Source organism: Mycobacterium sp. NGS69, assembly GCF_059812165.1.
Window position 1 is genome coordinate 286,012 of record NZ_JCALCD010000003.1, and the last position, 18,513, is coordinate 304,524.

Below are 18,513 nucleotides of genomic sequence, written 5' to 3' on the forward strand. Positions count from 1 at the left end.
CCGTCACTTCACCCTTCCGCCGACGTCCATTGGTAGGGCAGAAACTTTCCGTCGAACGTCACCACCACCCGATCGCCGGAGGGGTGCGGCCGCTTCTGCAGGTCGACGCTGAAGTTGATCGCGCTCATGATGCCGTCGCCGAACTGCTCGTGGATCACCTCCTTGATGGCGCCGCCGTACACCTGCAGGGCTTCGTAGAAGCGGTAGATGGTCGGATCGGTCGGCACGGCGGAGGGCAGGCCGCCGCGCATGGGCGGGGCCGCCAGCACCGGCACCGCCGACTCGTCGAGGCCGAGCATCTCGACGAGGACCTTGCCGAGCTCGGGGGGTATCGGGTGCTGGCCGAGCAACGCCGACGTGGTCCACAGCACCGGCCGGCCGATCGCGTCGGCCAGCTCCTGCCAGGTCAGCCCCTTCGTCAACCGCGCGACGACGACCTGTTCGGTGAGTTCGTTTCTCGTCATGCGTATCAGCATTGCACCGGTTTGGTGGCGGTGACGAGGCGCGTCGAAAACCAGGGCCCGCCGTACCACATGCGCCATCCGAGGTTGCGCCGCTTGACGTTTCGCCAGCCCAGCTCGCGGAGCCGGGCCGCGTGGTTGCGGGTCTCCCACAGGTCGGCGATGGCGAGCCGACCGCCCGGGCGCAGCACGCGAACCGCTTCGTCCAGGGCCTTCCACCGGCCGGCGCGACTCGGGATGTTGTGGATCGCCAGGTTGCTGACGATGACGTCCACGCTTTCGTCGGGCAGCGGCAGGGCGATCATGTCGCCGGTGCGCACCTCGACCCGGTCGGCGACCCCTTCGATGGCCGCATTGGCCAGCGCGGCCTGCTGTGAGTTGTCCGTCTGGTCGGCGCGCCACAGGTCCACGCCGATCGCCCGGCCCCGCGGCAGCCGCTTGGCCGCGGCCATCAACACCGCGCCGCGCCCGCATCCCAGGTCGAGCACGGTCTCGTCGCCGCGCAGCCGCAGCTCGTCGAGCACCCGGTCCCAGACGACGAACTTGCCCGAGCGGGTCGCGTAGATGTACCAGAACATCGCCGTGAGCAGGGCCGCGCCCGATCCCCCGGCCAGCGCCGCCCTGGCCCGCCTGCCGCGCGCCCAGCTGACCGCGGCCCACACCCCCAGGGCGGCCGCCTGGGCGCCGACACCTATGCCCTGGGCGCGCGCCGAGATGGTCTTGAATGAGCCGTCGATTCCGTAGTCGCCGCGGTGATCATGCACGGTCCCGACCTTACGACTCGACAAGGCGGCGAAGGTTTTTCAGGCTTTCGTCCAGTGAACGGCCGACCCAGAAAGCCGCGACACGGTCGGCGATCAGGCCGAGCAGGCCACCCTCCGAGCTGTAGGCCAGGCGAAACGTCACGAGAGTTCGGCCCGGCCCGGCGTCGCGCAACCGGAACCGGCCGCGCTGCGTGACGCCGGTGATGTTGATCCAGGCCAGATCACGCGCGGTGTCGAATTCCACGACTTCGGCCACACCGCCCACGGGGATCGAGCCGATCTTCCATAGCACGGTGTAGCGGGCGCCCAACCGGGCCGGACCTTCCGTCAGTGTCTCCCAGCGCTCCAGGTGCGGCAGGAACGACGGGTAGCGATCCGGGTCGCTGAGCACCTTCCACACGCTGTCGCGTTCGGCGCTGATGACGATCGTGCGTTCGACGCGCATCAGCCGATCACCGGGAAGTGGCGTTCGGCGGCAAGGCGATCGACGCCCGCCTGCAGGCTGGCGACCACTTCGTCGTACACGGCCTGGTCGTCGTCGTGCACCTCGACAGGCTCCTGCACCTCGATGACGATCTTGGCGGGCAGCGGGATGTGCCCCAGCAGGTCACTGACATTCAGCCCCCACGGCAACGCCAGCGAAATGGGCACGCTCTTGAGCCGGAACAGCTTATCGAGCAGTAGCAGCCTGGCCAGCCACTGGGCGCGGCCGAGGAACAGGGCCGTCTCCTGACCACCGACGCTGGCCACCGGCACGATCGGCACGCCGGTGTCGCGGGCGAGCCGCACGAAGCCTTTGCGGCCGCCGAAGTCGACGACGTGTCGCTGCCACGAAGGGCGGAAGACCTCGTAGTCACCGCCGGGGTACACCAGCACGGCGGCACCGGATTTCAGTGCCAGACAGGCGTTTTCGGGACTGGCCGCTACGGTGCCGAATTTGCGAAGCCAGCGCAGCGGCGGATACAGGGTGACAAGGTTGTGCGCGAGCTGATAAAACGGGCGCTCCACGCCGAAATAGGAGCAGAACGCGAGGGTGAAGACGAAGGTGTCCGGCGGGACGTTGCCGCCGCTATGGTTGCCGACCAGCAGCACTGGGCCTTCCCGCGGTATGCGGTCGAGTCGGCGGACGTCGGCCCGGAAATACAACGACGCCAGAAGCCACGTGCCGGGCAACTGGTCGCGAATGAAGTCCGGGTCGCGCTGGTCCAGGTCTGCCTTAGGTACCCGGTCGACGATCTGCTTGCTGAGCCAACCGATGGCATCCGCGACGCCGACCATGGTCTTAGCCTGGCACAGCAAGGTGAAAGCAAGGAGAGTCTTTCGTCGCTACCGCGACCGGCGGTGACTCACCATCGCCCGTGATGAACGACCTCGGCGAACGGGCGCCGATTTGGCTTCCGGATCGGGGTGAGCGGACGGTCGGCGGGATGGCCGACGCCGAGCAGGAAGGCGACCTGGTGGTCGTCGGGCACGCCCAGGATGGCCCGCGCCTTGTCGTGATCGCCCACCGACGAGTGGCCCGTCCCGATGCCCAGGTCGGTGGCCGCGATCATCATCGCCATCGTGGCCTGGCCGATGTCGTAGGTGTCGGTGACCAGCCTGCGCTGGTCCGGGGGCTCGGGCACGACGATCGCGATCGCGGCCGGGGCCGTGGCGATGTGACCGGCGCCCTGCCAGACCGTGGACAGCTCCCGCAGCTGATCGCGGTCCGTGACGATGACGAAGTCCCACGGCTGCCGGTTTTTCGCGGACGGCGCCCGCCAGCCGGCCTCGGCGATGCGGTTCAGGTCGTCTTCCGACACCGGTTGTGGCGTGTATTGCCGGACATTGCGTCGCGCGCTGATCGCGTCCCAAGCTTCCATGCCATGTCGAACGGCATGTCGGCGCGGAATCATCCCCGCCCGTCGGTGCGGCGTTCTATGGTGGCAGCGCAATGGCCCTCCATCTCCACCGCGCCGAACGCACCGACTCACTCGCCGACGCTCTCGGCGCCCTGCTGGCCAACCCCCAGGCCGACCCGTTCGCCGAGGAGCTGGTGCTGGTGCCCGCGCGTGGCGTGGAACGCTGGCTTTCTCAGCGGCTGTCGCACGTGCTCGGCTCCGGGCCCGCCGGCGGCGACGGGGTGTGCGCGGGGGTGGCGTTTCGCAGCCCGGCGTCGTTGATCGCCGAAATCACCCGCACGGTCGACGACGACCCCTGGTCGCCGGAGGCGATGACGTGGCCGCTGCTGGAGGTCATCGACTGCAGCCTCGACGAGGCGTGGTGTGCAACGCTGGCAACACATTTGGGCCACTTCCACACCGGCGAGGAGTCGGAGCTGCGCCGCGCCCGGCGGTATGCGACGGCGCGCCGGCTGGCGGGGTTGTTCGCCTCGTACGCCCGGCAGCGCCCGCAACTGCTCACCGACTGGCTGGACGGCAACACCGGAAACCTCGACGAGGACCTGCTCTGGCAGCCGGAACTGTGGCGGGCGCTGGTCGGGCGCGTGCAGGCCGACCCCCCGCACGTGCGCCACCGCAAGGCCGTCGACCGGCTGCGGGACGGGCCGAGCGACCTGCCGGCGCGGCTGTCGCTGTTCGGGCACACCCGCCTGGCGTGCACCGACGTGCAGTTACTCGACGCGCTGGCGACCCACCACGACCTGCACCTGTGGCTGCCACACCCCAGCGACGGACTCTGGACGGCGCTGGCCGGCGCCCGCGGTGCGATTCCCCGCCGCGCGGACGTCAGCCACCGTGACGTGAGGCATCCGCTGCTGGCCACGCTCGGGCGAGACCTGCGCGAACTCCAGCGCGGCCTGCCGGCGGATCCGCCGACCGACGAATACCTGCCCGGCCGGGAGCCCACCGACACGCTGCTCGGCTGGCTGCAGTCCGACATCGCGGCCAATGCCGTTCGGCCCCAAGGGCGCACACTCGCGGCGGGCGATCGCTCCGTTCAGATACACAGCTGCCACGGTGCGGCCCGTCAGGTCGACGTGCTGCGCGAGGTGCTGCTCGGCCTGCTGCAGGACGACCCGACGCTTCAGCCGCGCGACATCCTGGTGATGTGTCCGGACATCGAGACCTACGCGCCGCTGATCGTCGCCGACTTCGGGCTCGGCGACGTGGTGCGCGGCGCGCACCCCGCCCACCGCTTGAGGGTGCGGCTCGCGGACCGCTCGCCGATCCAGACCAATCCGCTGCTCGGCGTGGCCGCGCAGCTGCTGGCGCTGGCGGGCAGCCGGGTGACCGCCAGCGAGGTGCTCGACTTCGCCGAGGCCGCGCCCGTGCGCGCCTGCTTCGGTTTCACCGACGACGACCTCGAGGCCATCACCCGTTGGGTCCGGCAGGCGAACATCCGGTGGGGCTTCGACCAGGAGCACCGGCGGCCGTATCACGTCGACTTCGTGCACAACACTTGGCGTTTCGGAATCGACCGGGTGCTGACCGGCGTCGCGATGTCCGACGACTCGCACGCCTGGATCGACGCGACCCTCCCCCTGGACGATGTCAGCAGCAACCGCGTCCAATTGGCCGGGCAGTTGGCCGAATTCGTCTGTCGGCTGCAACACGTCGTCGACTCGCTCACCGGCGCGCGGCCGTTGCGCGACTGGCTGGCCGCCCTGACCGAGGGCACCACCCTACTGGCGCGCGTCGACGATTCGGACCTGTGGCAGACCAGCCAGCTGCAGCGCGAGTTCGCCCAGGTGCTGGCCGACGCCGGCTCGCGCGCGGAGACCGAGTTGCGGCTGCCCGACGTCCGCGCGCTGCTCGACCGGCACCTCGCCGGGCGCCCGACCCGGGCCAACTTCCGCACCGGCACGCTGACGGTGTGCACGATGGTGCCGATGCGTTCGGTGCCGCACCGGGTGGTGTGCCTGGTCGGACTCGACGACGGCGTGTTCCCGCGCCTCGGCGTCGTCGACGGCGATGACGTGCTGGCCCGCAACCCGATGACCGGTGAACGCGACATCCGTTCGGAAGACCGGCAATTGCTGCTCGACGCCATCGGCGCGGCCACCGAGAAACTGGTGATCACCTACACCGGCGCCAACGAGTACTCCGGCCAGCCGCGCCCGCCGGCGGTGCCGCTGGCCGAACTGCTGGACTCCCTCGACATGACCGTGCCGGGCGGCGTCCGCGACCGCGTCCTCGTCGAGCATCCGTTGCAGCCGTTCGACATTCGCAACGTCACGCCCGGCGAGCTGGTGCCGAAGGTTCCGTTCAGCTTCGACCCGACGGTGCTCCGGGCGGCGCGGGTGGCCGGCGGCGAACGGGGCGAGCGGCCCGACTTCATCTCCGGGCCGTTGCCGCCACCGCCCGCCGACGACGTGATCCTCGCCGACCTCGTGGACTTCTATAAGGATCCGGTGAAGGGCTTCTTCCGCGCCCTGGAATTCACGCTGCCCCGCGACGTCGACGGCGTGCAGGACGCGATGCCCGTCGACCTCAACGCGCTCGAGGAATGGACGGTCGGCGACCGGATGCTGGGCGACATCCTGCGCGGCATGACGCCCGATGACGCGCGGCAGGCCGAATGGCGCCGCGGCACCCTGCCGCCCGGTCAGCTGGGGTGGCGCAAGGCCACCGAGATTCGCGATCAGGCCACCGTTCTCGCGAGGGAGGCGCTGCGGCTGCGGCGGACTGACGCTCGGGCCTACGACGTCGACATCGAGCTCGGCTCCGGGCGACGGCTCACCGGCACGGTGTCGCCGGTGTACGGCGACCGGCTGGTGTCAGTCACCTATTCCCGGCTGGACGGCAAGCACCTGCTCGAGTCGTGGATTCCGTTGCTGGCGTTGACCGCTCGTGACCCGGGCCGCGACTGGTCGGCGGTGTGCATCGGCCGCGCCAAGCGGGGCACCACCCCGCGGGCGGAGGGGCTGGGGCGCCCGCCCGAACCCGCTCACGAGGCCGTCCGGCTGCTGCGCGAGCTGGTGGCGATCTACGACGCCGGGCGCCGGGAGCCGATTCCGTTGCCCGTCAAGACATCCTATGCCTGGGCGGCCGCCCGGCATTGCGGTGACGATCCCGTCCGTGAGGCGGAATTTCGGTGGAAATCCGGCAACTATCCCGGCGAGAACGAGGCCCCCGCCCACGTGCGGGCCTGGGGCAAGAACGCGCGCCTGGCGGACCTGATGGCTGCCCCGCGGCCCGGTGAGGAGTGCGACGGCGAGGACAACCGGCTCGGCGCCTACGCCGCCCGGGTCTGGCTGCCGATGCTGCGTGCCGAGCGGAGGCCGGGCTAGATGGAGCGCTTCGACCTGCTCGGCCCGCTGCCCGCCGATCGCTCGACGACGGTGCTGGAGGCCAGCGCGGGAACCGGCAAGACGTTCGCCCTGGCCGGCCTGGTGACCCGCTACCTCGCCGAGGGCGCGGCGACGCTCGACCAGATGCTGCTCATCACCTTCGGCCGGGCCGCCAGCCAGGAGCTGCGTGAGCGGGTGCGCTGCCAAATCGTCGACGCCGTGGCCGCTTTCGATGACGGCGGTGCCGGTGCCAATGAATTGGTGGCCTACCTGTTGGACGGCACCGACGACGAGCGCGCGCTGCGCCGGGAGCGCCTCCGTGACGCGCTGGCCGGATTCGACGCGGCGACCATCGCGACCACCCATCAGTTCTGCCAGCTGGTGTTGCGCTCGCTCGGGGTGGCCGGCGACACCGCCGCCAGCGTGACCCTGATCGAGAGCCTCGACGAGCTCGTCACCGAGATCGTCGACGATCTGTACCTGGCGCACTTCGGTCAGCAGCGGGAAGATCCGCTGCTGGCCTACCGCGATGCGCTGCGCCTGGCGCGCGAGGTGGCCAACAACCCGTCGGCGCAGCTGCGGCCGCTCGACCCGGCCCCCGGATCGCGGGCGGCGGTGTGCGTCGGGTTCGCGAAACATGTTCTCGCCGAGCTGGATACCCGCAAGCGGCAGCTGGGGGTCCTGAGCTATGACGACCTGCTGAGCCGGCTGGCGGATGCGCTGGCCACCGACGATTCGCCCGCCCGCGTGCGGATGCATCAACGCTGGCCGATCGTGATGGTCGACGAGTTTCAGGACACCGACCCGGTGCAGTGGCAGGTCATCGATCGCGCGTTCAGCGGGCGCTCCACCGTGGTCCTGATCGGCGACCCGAAGCAGGCCATCTACGCGTTCCGCGGCGGCGACATCGATACGTACCTGCGGGCGGCCGAGACCGCGGGCGAGAAGAAGACACTGGGCACCAACTGGCGCAGCGACGCCGCGCTGGTCGAACGGCTGCAGGTGGTGCTGCGCGGCGCCCGGCTCGGCGATCCCGCGATCGTGGTGAACGAGGTCGAAGCGCACCATCGAGGTCACCGCCTTGCCGGCGCCCCCCACAACGATCCGTTCCGGTTGCGGGTGGTGCCGCGAACGGCGTTGGGGCGCAGGGGTTTGGCGAACATGCCGATCGAGGAGTTGCGGCGCCACATCGGCGCCGACCTGGCCGCCGACATCCGCGCGCTGCTGGCCGGCGGCGCGACGTTCGCCGGTGAGCCGCTGCAGGCCCGCGACATCGCCGTGATCGTGGAAAGGCACAAGGACGCCAGCGCTTGCTTTCGGGCGCTGTGCGATGCGGGCATCCCGGCGGTGTACACCGGCGACTCCGACGTTTTCACATCGGATGCCGCCGAGGATTGGCTCTGCCTGCTGGAGGCCTTCGATCAACCGCACCGGCCCGGCGTGGTCCGCGCGGCGGCGGCGACGATGTTCTTCGGCGAGACCGCCGAATCGCTGGCGGCCGGCGGTGACGCGCTGACCGACCGAGTGGCAGAAACCTTGCGGGAGTGGGCGGGCCATGCCCGCGAACGCGGTGTCGCGGCGATCTTCGAGGCCGCGCAATTGCGGGGCATGGGCGATCGGGTGTTGTCCTGGCAGGGCGGCGAGCGCCACCTGACCGATCTGGCACACATCACGCAACTGCTTCAGGACGTCGCGCACCGCGAGCACTACAGCCTGCCCGCGCTGCGCGACTGGCTGCGCCGCCAGCGCGACGAACGCATCGGCTCGACCGAACGCAACCGTCGGCTGGACAGCGACGCGGCCGCCGTCCAGATCATGACGGTCTACGTGAGCAAGGGGCTGCAGTACCCGATCGTGTACCTGCCGTTCGCATTCAACCGCAGCGTGCCCAAACGCGACATCGTGCTGTTTCACGACGACAGGGTGCGCTGCCTGCACGTCGGTGGCAGCGACAGCCCCGACTTCGCGACCGTCGAGACGCTGGGACGCGCGGAGGACGCCGGCGACGCCAGCCGGCTGACCTACGTCGCGATGACCCGCGCGCAGTCGCAGGTGGTGGCGTGGTGGTCGCCCGCCTTCGACGAACCCAACGGCGGCCTGTCACGGCTGCTGCGCGGTCGCCGGCCGGGAGAGGCGTTCGTGCCGGACCGCTGCGAGCCCGCGAAGATCTCCGACGACGACGCGTTGGCCCGGCTGCGCGAATGGGAGGCCGCGGGCGGGCCGGTGATCGAGGAGTCGGTGGTGGTCCCGGCTTTGCCCGCGATGCCTCCCGAGCCGGTCCCACCGAACCTGGCCAACCGCCACTTCCACCGCAGCATCGACACCGGCTGGCGGCGCACGTCCTACTCCGGTCTCATCCGGGTGGCCGAGTCCACCGGGGTGAGCAGCGAGCCCGAGGTCACCGAGCTGGACGACGAATCCGGCGCAGTCCCGTTGGCCCAGAACGCATCCGGGCCGGAGATGCCCTCGCCGATGGCCGACCTGCCGATGGGCGCGAAGTTCGGCACCCTGGTGCACGCGGTGCTGGAGACCGCCGACCCGCTGGCCGCCGATCTGGCGGCCGAGCTTCAGGCGCACATCCGGCGACACTCGGTATGGTGGCCGGTCGACGTGGCGCCCGAGGCGCTGGCCGCGGCGCTGGTGCCGATGCACGACACCCCGCTGGGCCCGCTGGCCGGCGATTTGACGCTGCGGCGGATCGGCCTGCGTGATCGCCTGCGGGAGATGGACTTTGAGTTTCCGCTGGCCGGCGGCGATCTGCGCGGGACGGCACCCGAGATTCTCCTGGCGGACATGGGGGCGGTGTTGCGCGAGCACTTGCCCGCCGACGATGCGCTGGCCTCGTACGCCGATCGGTTGACGGGCCCGGCGCTGGGTGGCCAGTCGTTGCGCGGCTACCTGTCCGGCTCGGTCGACGCCGTGCTACGCATTCCCGACGGCGCGGGGCACCGCTATCTGGTGGTGGATTACAAGACCAACTGGCTCGGCGATCCGGAGCGGCCGCTGACGTCGGCCGATTACGACCGCCCGCGGCTGGTCGAGGCGATGCTGCACTCGGACTATCCGCTGCAGGCGCTGTTGTACAGCGTCGTGCTGCACCGGTTCTTGCGGTGGCGGGTGTCCGGCTACGATCCCGCCCGGCATCTCGGGGGTGTCCTATACCTGTTCGTGCGCGGGATGTGCGGGACGGACACACCCACCGTCGACGGGCATCCGTCCGGGGTGTTCAGCTGGCGCCCGCCGTCGTCGTTGGTTGCGGCGTTGTCGGATCTGCTCGACGCGGGGAGGGCCGTCGCATGACGGTGCAGGCGATCGGCGCCGAGGGATTGCTGCGGGAATTCGGCGACGCCGGCGTCTTCGAGGCGGCGGATGTCCATGTGGCGCAGCGCCTCACCGCGCTCGCCGACGAGCCCGACGAGCGGGTGGCGCTGGCGATCGCGCTCGTGGTGCGCGCGTTGCGGGGCGGTTCGGTGTGCGTGGACCTGCGGGCGGTGGCGGCGCAGCTCGGCATGGCCGGCCTGCCCTGGCCGGCCGCCGACGATTGGCTGGCCGCGGTGCGGGCCAGTCCGTTGCTCGGATCGCCGCCGGCCCTGCGGCTGTTCGGGGACCTGCTCTACCTGGATCGGTACTGGCTCGAGGAGGAGCAGGTGTGCGCCGATCTGTTGGCGCTCTCGGTGTCCGGGACAGCGGGCGACGTGCCCGCCCTGCAGCGGCTCTTCCCCCACCCGGAGTATGACGAGCAACGAGCGGCCGCCGAAATCGCGCTGTCGCAGGCGATTACGGTGCTGACCGGCGGGCCCGGCACCGGCAAGACCACCACGGTGGCGCGGCTGCTGGCGCTGCTGGTCGGCCAGGCCGAACTCGCCGGCGCCCCGCGGCCCCGGATCGCGCTGGCCGCACCGACCGGCAAGGCCGCGGCGCGGCTGGCCGAGGCGGTGGCCGCCGAGGTCGAGAAGCTCGACACGGCGGACCGGGCGCGGCTCGCCGGCCTGCGGGCCACCACGCTGCATCGGCTGCTGGGCTCGCGGCCGGATACGTCGGTGCGGTTCAAGCACAATCGCGGCAACCGGCTGCCGCACGACGTCATCGTCGTCGACGAAACATCGATGGTGTCGTTGACGATGATGGCCCGGCTGCTGGAGGCCGTGCGCCCGGACACGCGGCTGATTGTGGTGGGCGATCCCGACCAGCTCGCCTCGGTGGAAGCCGGCGCGGTGCTCGCGGACCTGGTGGAGGGACTCACCGCCCGTCACGACATCCGGGTTGCCGCCCTGCGCACGCCCCACCGGTTCGGCGAGTCGATCGGGGCGCTCGCCGAGGCGATCCGCACCGGCGACGACGACCGGGCGGTGGGGTTGCTGGCCGCGGGCGGAGAGCACATCGAGTGGATCGACTCCGATCGTCCGGCCGACCGGTTGCGCCGGGTGCTGGTTTCCCATGCGCTGCGCGTGCGGGAGGCCGCGGTGCTCGGGGCCGCCGGGGCGGCGTTGGCGACGCTCGACGAGCACCGGCTGTTGTGCGCGCACCGGCGCGGACCGTACGGGGTGTCGCACTGGAACCGGCAGGTGGAGCGCTGGCTTTCCGAGGAAACGGGCCAGCCGGCGTTCGTCACGTGGTACGCCGGTCGGCCATTGTTGGTGACTGCCAACGACTATGGTCTCAAGGTCTACAACGGCGACACCGGCGTCGTCGTCGCCGGCGAGGATGGGCTGCGGGCCGTTATCGCCGGCGCCACCGGGCCACTCGACTTCTCCCCCAGCCGGCTGGCGGACATCGAGACCATGCACGCGATGACGATCCACAAGAGCCAGGGCAGCCAGGCCGCCGAGGTGACCGTGCTGATGCCGCCGGAGGATTCGCGGCTGCTGACCCGCGAGCTCTTCTATACCGCGGTGACCCGCGCCAAGGCGAAGGTCCGGGTGGTCGGTTCGGAGGCGTCGGTGCGCGCCGCGATCGGACGGCGGGCGGTGCGGGCGAGCGGGCTGCGCCAGCGGCTGCAGGCGGCGCGCTGATCCTGGTGCCGCGCGACGTCAACTCGCCGTGGAAATGAGCACCGCAACGTCACACCTCGTCCTCCAGAGAGCGCACGTCCTCGGAAGTCACGACCGTCCCAAGACTCACCAACGGCAGTCCCGTCCTCGAATCCCTGGTGATCGTGGAAGTGTTGCCGGCTCCGAGGCCGCGCCGGATGAGGTCGGCGACAGTCTCGCTCAGGGTGCGGTGCGTATCCCGTGCAATCGCCAGCGCCAGCTGATGCAGGTCGTCGGGCAGATCAATAATGGTGCGTCAATAGTGGTGCGCACGATCAACCCATCATTGCATCACGATGTCCCGATGCAGCGACCTACGCCGCATGGCCATTTCCATACACGTCGGATGCCTCGGCGAACCGGGTCCACTCGGCCTCGCGCGGTCGGGCTCCGGAGGCGGTGAGCGCATCGTCGCTTACCACGAGGCCGGGTCCGATTCGTGCCAGCAACTTCGATAGTTCGAGCACCTGACCCGCCGGACCATCCGCGAAACTCTGGAAAACCCTGTCGCGGAGCCGCGCCCTGGCCTTGTCGATTCCTGCGGCGAGATCCAATCCGGGAAGGCGCAAGGCGACCCCGCACCGAGCCGCCTGTTCCTCGAATCGGTCCTCCCAGCATTCCGTCCGCCACCCACTCCAAATCTGCGGCAGAGCCTGGAAAATGCCCATGGTGTCGGCGGTGTGCCACGCCCCCACCGTCTTTCGGGGAACGTCGATATGTACGCCGCCTTCCGGGATCTTGCCGAGCCCCAAACCTCGAACGCCGCGGCCCGGCAGCTTTCCCAATAGCGCGGGCCCGTGCCACGCCGTGCTGAGATCCCACCACAGCGGCCACATGCGGACCTGCCCCGTGCCGTCGAGCACAGAAACAAGATGACACAACGCATCTGGATCCTCCGCAAGGCAGAGGCTTGGTTGCTTGTCCCAGCCGTGGGGACGCAATTCGGCCCCCACATATCTAGCCAGCTCGGCTGTTCCGTCGTATGCCCAGCCGATCCAGTAGCCCGGCCATACCGCCGCCAGCACACCCATTAAGGCCCGGCGTGCGCCCATTTCGACCATCAACTCGTCGCCGAAGAACAACACCCGCCGCCGATCGCGATCGACCACCGCGCCGCCATCAGCCCACAGCGGATCGACCCACTCGTGTTTGGGGCAATGCCGTAGCGATTGCGCATACCGCAGCGCCAGTCCCGGCCCGCCGATCAACGCATCGAGTATCCGACAGCCCGCCCAGTGTGAGTAGTACAGTCGCCAATCCCCGTCCTGCACGACGACAAAGTTCGCCCTGTTTCCCATAGCACCCCGTTCGCTGTAACGCGATCTCCGACATCGCGTTGATTGACCCGAGTGTGCAGCGGGAGACCGACAAGAACCGGTCGAGACAGCATCGGGCCCCGGGTTGAGGTGCGGGATATCCACAAGTTGACCGACGGGCCTCGCCAGTCGGCCAGACGCGGCATAGGGTGGTCCCCGTGGCGGAAGCGGTCGACCCGGTGCGGGACCCGGCGAGGATTCTGGCCGAGCACGGCCCCCTGCACGAGGACGACATCGCCCAGCGGCTGCGGGACGGTGGGGTGGCCGAGCCGGACAACGTACTCAAGCAGATTCGATACGAAATCGAATATCCCGCAAGGCAGTTGGTCGACGAACGGTGGATATGGCTGCCGACGCTGCTGGCCGGACGGGTGTTCACGCACCGGGTCAGCGCGGACGAGGTTGCGCACGAGCTGCTCACCGTGAACCCGGATCTGAGCCCGATCACCGCGCTCTGCGACCACACCGAGTACCAACAACTCGTCGACGGGACATCGGTGCAGACGGTGCTCATCGACTACGACGACGAACTGCTCGAACAGCGGGGCATCCCGCCCGAGGTGGTCGACCCACTCGGCGCGTTGCTCCTGGCCCCCGGCACCCTGGCCGCGTTGGGCGTGGACGACGGGGATCTCGTCGGGGTGCGGCTAACCCAGCAGGGCCTCGCGGTCGAGCGGGTAACGGCGGTCGCGGATAGCAAGGTGGGGACCCTGTTGGCGGCGACGCTCGACGCCGATGAGCCGACGTATTTCGACGCGGCGGTATGGACGGTGTGCACCCAGGACCCGACGGCGTTCACCGAGCCGTTGCCGCCCCTTTCGGAGATCGTCGACGACTGCGGCCTGACGCACCATGACGAGTGGCTCGCACCGGGCGGTTTCGATTGGGACCGTTGGGATTTCGAGCGCGGCTGCACGGTTCTGGCCAACAGACATGACATCGACCGCGACGACGCGGTCGCCCTGTACACGCTGGTCAAACTCTACGAACGGGTATCGCTGCTGATCGAATCCGCCGACGTGGGCGATGCGCAGGAAGACGCGTCGACCGAAGACCACGAGCACGAGGGCCAGCACGAAGTCGACGAGTCCGCCGCTCTGTTGGGTGAGTTGGGGGCCGCGCTTGCCGACCCGATGTTGGCGGAGCTGCTGGTGGACGAGACGATCGGAGACGGCCCCGGCGGCGCCGCCACCTTGGGCGCGTTCGCCGACATGATGGAACCGCAGGTGCCGCGGACGGCCCGCGTGGCTTTTCGCTGGCTGCGCGCGGTGGCGCTGGAGCGGATCGGCGACATCGAGGAGGCCGAAAGCGAGTTCCTCGCGGCCGAGTCGATTGATCCGGATTGGCCGTTGCCATTGTTGGACCTGGCCCGCTTCGCCTCCGATCGCGGCGACGCCACGCGGGGACTGGCGCTGCTGCGCCGCGCCGGCGCCGGGCCGGACCACCCGCTGATGGAGCTGTTGGAACACTGCCAGGTCGAGCCGCGCCGCGACCTCGGCCGCAATGAGCAGTGCTGGTGCGGATCCGGCCGCAAGTACAAGAAATGTCACCTGGGCCGAGAACAGCTTCCGCTTGGCGAGCGGGCGGCCTGGTTGTACGCGAAAGCCGTCCAGCACGCGCTGCTCAACGGATGGAACGACCTACTGTTCGAGGTCGGCTACGAACGCTGCCGTCACGTCGGCGATGATCCCGACGCCGTAGACGCGGCGTTAAGCGATCCGCTGGTGTTGGACGCCGTGCTTTTCGAGGGCGGCGCCTTCGAGGAGTTCCTGGAGCTTCGGGGCTCGCTGTTACCCGACGACGAGCGGCTGCTGGCCGCGCAATGGCTGCTCGTGGAACGGTCGGTCTTCGACGTCGAGCAGGTGCAACCCGGCGAGGGCATAACCGTGCGCGACGTGCGGACCGGCGAAACGCACCAGGTGAGGGAGCGGGCCGCCAGTCGCCAGCTACAGCGCGGGCAGCTGGTGTGCGCGCGTGTGCTGCCCGCCGGCGTCACCGCGCAATTCTTCGGTGGCGTGGAACCGGTTGCGCTGCACGAGCGCGACCCGCTGATCCACCTGCTCGACAGCGAACCGGATGCGGTGACACTTGTGGCGCAGCTGAGCCGCCGCTTTGCGCCGCCGGCGCTGACCAACACCGAGGGCGATCCGCTCACGATGTGCGAGGCCACCGTGCGGTTCGGCGACCACACCGGCATCGAGGTCGCGCTCGACGCCCTCTACGACCGGGTCGACGGTGACGAGCCGGCGCGCTGGCACGAGCACGTCAGTACGCGCGGCATGCAGCGCATCCGGGCCACCCTGATCCTCGACGGCGACACCCTGCAAGCGGAGACCAACAGCGAAGAACGGATGGACCGCGTGCTGGCCACTCTGAAGCGTGTCGACCCCACGATGACCGTGATCGACGACTCCCGGACGCCGGTGCACGACGCCCACGAGGCCGTCGAGCTGGCCGAGCAATCACCGTCCTCGAACGGGAGTGTGCTCGATCCCGACGACCCCGAGATCGCCGCGGTCCTAAACGAATTCATCCGCGACTACGAGGCCAACTGGCTCGACACGTCCATCCCCGCGCTTGACGGCCGCACCCCGCGGCAGGCCGCCGACGACCCCACCCGACGTGGCGACCTGATCAAACTTCTGGACTCGTTTCCCGCCGGCGCGGCCGGACGCGGCGGGATGGACGCCGATCGGCTGCGCGCCGCGCTGGGTCTGCGCTAGCCGAGGGCATGGTTTTCATCCGGCTCGGGCGGCTGAACATCCGACGGGTGGCGAACGTCAACGAGGTCGCTGATGATCTGAAAGTCCCCGGTGTTGTGGGTGAGCAGGGGACCCCGTGAACGTTTGCGGTGGCAGCGATTACGAGATCGATTGAACGGCACCGGGGCTGACCACCGCGACTTCGCACGGCGGCTGATAGCCGACCCCATTCTCGAGCGATCTCAGCCGTGATCGGAATCGGGTCAAACGCGGATTCGATTGCGCCCAGCCGCGCCGTGCGAGAGGCCCGTTCGTCATCGTCGCCGGCGACAAGGACTCCAAAGTGGAGCTCGGCAATCGAGGCAACGCTAATCGCAGCGTCTACATGCGTTGGCGGTTCCGCCCCGACAAGCACGGAGGTATCGAGGACGACGCGCATCCGCTACTCGAACGGGTCGGCAATCGAAGCGGGAAACCGCTCAAGGTCCGCCCCAAGGGTTTTCGGGACCGGAGCACGCCAGACTGCGCGCAATGCCGGCCCGCCGACCCATCGCCTTTGCGCGGCGGGGCCACGCTGGGCCACCGGCCGGCCGGCAACCGTTATCGTGATCTCCTCGCCCGCTTCCGCCCGGCGCAGCACCTCGCCGACGTTATTGCGAAGTTCCTTTTGTGGAATCGTCGCCATGCACCCATGTAGCAGAACTGCTACCACCGGTGCCGCCGGTCGCACGCGCCACCGCCGGTGCGGAACAATCGCAGTCACCATGGTCGACAGTTCCCTACCGACATCCCGGCGCCGCCACATCGCGCGGCTCGCGGTGTTCGCCGCTTTCCTGGCCGCGATGTTCTACCTGGTGGCCGTGGCGCGGGTCATCGACATCGACGAGATCCGGCGCGCGGTCGCCGCGACGGGCCCGGCGGCGCCGCTGGCGTATGTCGTGGTGTCGGCGGTCCTTGGCGCGCTGTTCGTGCCGGGCTCGATTCTGGCGGCGGGCAGCGGGATACTGTTCGGCCCGCTGCTGGGGGTCTTCGTGACGCTGGGCGCGGCGGTGGGCACCGCGATGGTCGCGAATCGCGTCGGCCGCCGGGCCGGCCGGGACAGCGCCCGGGCGCTGCTGGGGCGCGATCGCGCCGACCGCATCGACGCGCTGATCGAACGGGGCGGGCTGTGGGCCGTCGTGGGTCAGCGATTCGTCCCGGGCATCTCCGACGCACTTGCCTCCTACGCGTTCGGGGCTTTCGGAGTTCCGTTGTGGCAGATGGCGGTCGGCTCGCTGATCGGTTCGGCGCCACGGGCTTTCGCCTACACCGCGCTGGGCGCCTCCATCAGGAACCTGTCGTCGCCGCTGGCGTACGCGGCGATCGCGGTGTGGTGCGTGAGCGCCATCGTCGGCGCGTTCGCGGCGCGGCACGGCTTCCGGAAATGGCGGGCGCATGCCCGGGGAGGCGCCGACGAAAAGAGATAGTGTTTCAGCCCGCCGGTCCGAGCATCTGCTGCCACCCCTCGTCGCCGATATTGGCCGAATTCGCAACGGAATACACCACACCGTCGGGCCCGACGACCTTGCCGCTTCGCACGTCGTAAAGCGCGCTCGGGGTGTAGAAGCACGGGTTGGGCTGCTGCCCGATGCACTGGACCGTGCCCGAGCCCGGCCGCTGCAGCGGATCGCTGACCGGCGGCGGGGTACCCGGGAGCTGGTCGGCGGGCAGCGGGTTGAGGCCGTTGTCGACCGACGGAGCCGGGATCACCTGACCCGGTTTCACCGGTTGGTCGCAGCGCGCGCCCGGCGCCGGGCAGGTGAGGATCTGGTTGGGGTCCCCGTACCAGGGGTTGGTGCCCAGCGGCACGTACGGCTCGGTGCTGCGGCACTCCCGGGGGGTCGCCGCCCGCTTGCCGGGCACGTCCACGCACGGGTAATTGCGCGCTCCGCGAACCGCATTCGTAGCGTCCATAGGCATCTTGCAGTAGGTGCCGGCCGGTAGCGGCGCGCTGCTGGTGTCGGCCGGCGCGCGCCACTCCGACGCGGACAGGAAGCCGGTCAGGCATGGCGGCGGCTGGTTGAGCGCGATGGCGCCGACGCCGAGCGCCGCCTGGCCGGGCGAGTTCGCGGTCACAGACTGGGCGATGGCACCCGACTGCGGCAAGAACACCAACGCCTGCTCGACACCGTTGTGATAGCGCTTGAGCATGTCGATCACGACCTCGAGATTGGCCAGCGTCTGCGGCAGCGCCTCCCGCACGTCGCCGAACGTGGCGTTCACCTGCTCGGCGGTCGGCGCCGCATTGGCCAGGATGCGTCGCACCGCCTGATCCTGCTGTGCGGCCTGCGCGGTCAGGGTGTTCAGGTTGGCGGCCCACCGCCGGATCGTGTCGGCGGAATCGGCCTGGCTGTCGATGATCGGCGCCGAACGCGCGATGATGTCGTCGACGTCGCCGATGCTGCCCCGGAAGTCGTGGGCGATCGCCTGGGTGGCATCCACCAGCCGCTGCAGCGACGGCCCCAGCCCGCCCAGCGCCTGTGACGCTTCGTAGAGGACCGAGGCGACCTTCTCCTTGGGCAGCACTGCCAACGCGCGGTTGGCGGCATCGAGCGCTGGGCCGATCTGGCTGGGGACGGTGCTTTTGGTGATCGTCTGTCCGTTTCGCAGGTAAGGCCCGCGGTTGGCCGTCGACACCAGGTCGATGTACTGCTCGCCGATCGCGGAGACCGAGTGCACATTGGCCGACGCGTCGGCCGGTATCTGGAAACGGTTGTCGACGCTCATGGTCGCCCGCGCCCCCCGCGCCGTCGGTTCGACGCCGGTGACCTTGCCGATGGTGATGCCTCGATAGGTGACGTTCGCCGTGCGATACAGCCCACCGGACTGCGGCAGCTCGGCGTAGACGGTGTAGCGGTCGAGGCCGGCGAGGCTGGGGATCCGCAGGTAGTACCACCCGAGCACCACGACGGCGGCCACCGCCACTCCCGTCAACACGACCAGTTGGGTTTTGAAGATGCGGGGCAACATC

General features: G+C 69.7%; 15 protein-coding genes. 5 read left to right on the forward strand and 10 right to left on the reverse strand.

The features are described 5' to 3' along the window. Positions 1-8: 8 nt before the first annotated feature. The 5 genes from cynS to AC5Y2S_RS10695 form a co-directional block, all read right to left on the reverse strand. On the reverse strand, positions 9-464 hold the full coding sequence (gene cynS / locus AC5Y2S_RS10675; protein WP_499956106.1) for a cyanase: 456 nt from the start codon (positions 462-464) through the stop codon (positions 9-11). Between the two features lie 5 nt (positions 465-469). Next, on the reverse strand, positions 470-1,225 hold the full coding sequence (locus AC5Y2S_RS10680) for a class I SAM-dependent methyltransferase (protein ID WP_499956108.1): 756 nt from the start codon (positions 1,223-1,225) through the stop codon (positions 470-472). Between the two features lie 10 nt (positions 1,226-1,235). After that, positions 1,236-1,670, reverse strand: a complete 435-nt coding sequence (locus tag AC5Y2S_RS10685) for an SRPBCC family protein (protein ID WP_499956110.1) — start codon at positions 1,668-1,670, stop codon at positions 1,236-1,238. Beyond that, positions 1,670-2,503: a lysophospholipid acyltransferase family protein gene (locus tag AC5Y2S_RS10690; protein WP_499956111.1), complete on the reverse strand. Its 834-nt coding sequence runs from the start codon at positions 2,501-2,503 to the stop codon at positions 1,670-1,672. Before AC5Y2S_RS10690 ends, AC5Y2S_RS10685 begins: the two co-directional genes overlap by 1 nt. Before the next feature lie 68 nt (positions 2,504-2,571). After that, positions 2,572-3,087: a nitroreductase family protein gene (locus AC5Y2S_RS10695; protein ID WP_499956113.1), complete on the reverse strand. Its 516-nt coding sequence runs from the start codon at positions 3,085-3,087 to the stop codon at positions 2,572-2,574. 71 nt (positions 3,088-3,158) lie between these two features. Between AC5Y2S_RS10695 and recC the strand changes: the two genes are divergently transcribed. The 3 genes from recC to recD are packed head-to-tail and all read left to right on the forward strand — an operon-like array spanning position 3,159 to position 11,467. Beyond that, a complete protein-coding gene (gene recC, locus AC5Y2S_RS10700; RefSeq protein ID WP_499956114.1) occupies positions 3,159-6,455 on the forward strand; it encodes an exodeoxyribonuclease V subunit gamma in 3,297 nt (1,098 codons plus the stop codon). Further along, positions 6,456-9,755, forward strand: a complete 3,300-nt coding sequence (gene recB, locus AC5Y2S_RS10705; protein ID WP_499956116.1) for an exodeoxyribonuclease V subunit beta — start codon at positions 6,456-6,458, stop codon at positions 9,753-9,755. After that, the gene (gene recD / locus AC5Y2S_RS10710; RefSeq protein WP_499956118.1) at positions 9,752-11,467 is read left to right on the forward strand and encodes an exodeoxyribonuclease V subunit alpha; all 1,716 of its coding nucleotides are present in this window, start codon (positions 9,752-9,754) and stop codon (positions 11,465-11,467) included. Before recB ends, recD begins: the two co-directional genes overlap by 4 nt. Positions 11,468-11,516: 49 nt before the next feature. Here recD and AC5Y2S_RS10715 read toward each other — a convergent pair whose 3' ends face one another. Continuing rightward, entirely contained in the window at positions 11,517-11,735 is a 219-nt protein-coding gene (locus AC5Y2S_RS10715; protein WP_499956518.1) for an antitoxin, read from the reverse strand. Positions 11,736-11,799: 64 nt separating this feature from the next. Beyond that, positions 11,800-12,783: a hypothetical protein gene (locus tag AC5Y2S_RS10720; RefSeq protein ID WP_499956119.1), complete on the reverse strand. Its 984-nt coding sequence runs from the start codon at positions 12,781-12,783 to the stop codon at positions 11,800-11,802. Positions 12,784-12,959: 176 nt separating this feature from the next. Here AC5Y2S_RS10720 and AC5Y2S_RS10725 point away from each other — a divergent pair, with 176 nt between their 5' ends. Continuing rightward, the gene (locus tag AC5Y2S_RS10725; protein WP_499956120.1) at positions 12,960-15,524 is read left to right on the forward strand and encodes an SEC-C metal-binding domain-containing protein; all 2,565 of its coding nucleotides are present in this window, start codon (positions 12,960-12,962) and stop codon (positions 15,522-15,524) included. On the opposite strand, the gene AC5Y2S_RS10730 is transcribed toward AC5Y2S_RS10725, so the two are convergent. Together AC5Y2S_RS10730 and AC5Y2S_RS10735 are read right to left on the reverse strand one after the other, a co-directional pair. Next, on the reverse strand, positions 15,436-15,942 hold the full coding sequence (locus AC5Y2S_RS10730; protein ID WP_499956122.1) for a PIN domain-containing protein: 507 nt from the start codon (positions 15,940-15,942) through the stop codon (positions 15,436-15,438). The two genes, AC5Y2S_RS10725 and AC5Y2S_RS10730, sit on opposite strands and share 89 nt — an antisense overlap. 3 nt (positions 15,943-15,945) lie before the next feature. Next, on the reverse strand, positions 15,946-16,308 hold the full coding sequence (locus tag AC5Y2S_RS10735; protein WP_499956124.1) for a type II toxin-antitoxin system Phd/YefM family antitoxin: 363 nt from the start codon (positions 16,306-16,308) through the stop codon (positions 15,946-15,948). Here AC5Y2S_RS10735 and AC5Y2S_RS10740 point away from each other — a divergent pair. Continuing rightward, positions 16,268-16,969 carry a TVP38/TMEM64 family protein gene (locus AC5Y2S_RS10740; RefSeq protein WP_499956126.1) on the forward strand — a complete coding sequence of 234 codons (702 nt, stop codon included), beginning with the start codon at positions 16,268-16,270 and terminating at the stop codon, positions 16,967-16,969. The genes AC5Y2S_RS10735 and AC5Y2S_RS10740 overlap by 41 nt on opposite strands. Positions 16,970-16,973: 4 nt before the next feature. Here AC5Y2S_RS10740 and AC5Y2S_RS10745 read toward each other — a convergent pair whose 3' ends face one another. Next, entirely contained in the window at positions 16,974-18,512 is a 1,539-nt protein-coding gene (locus AC5Y2S_RS10745; protein ID WP_499956127.1) for an MCE family protein, read from the reverse strand. Position 18,513 lies beyond the last annotated feature (1 nt).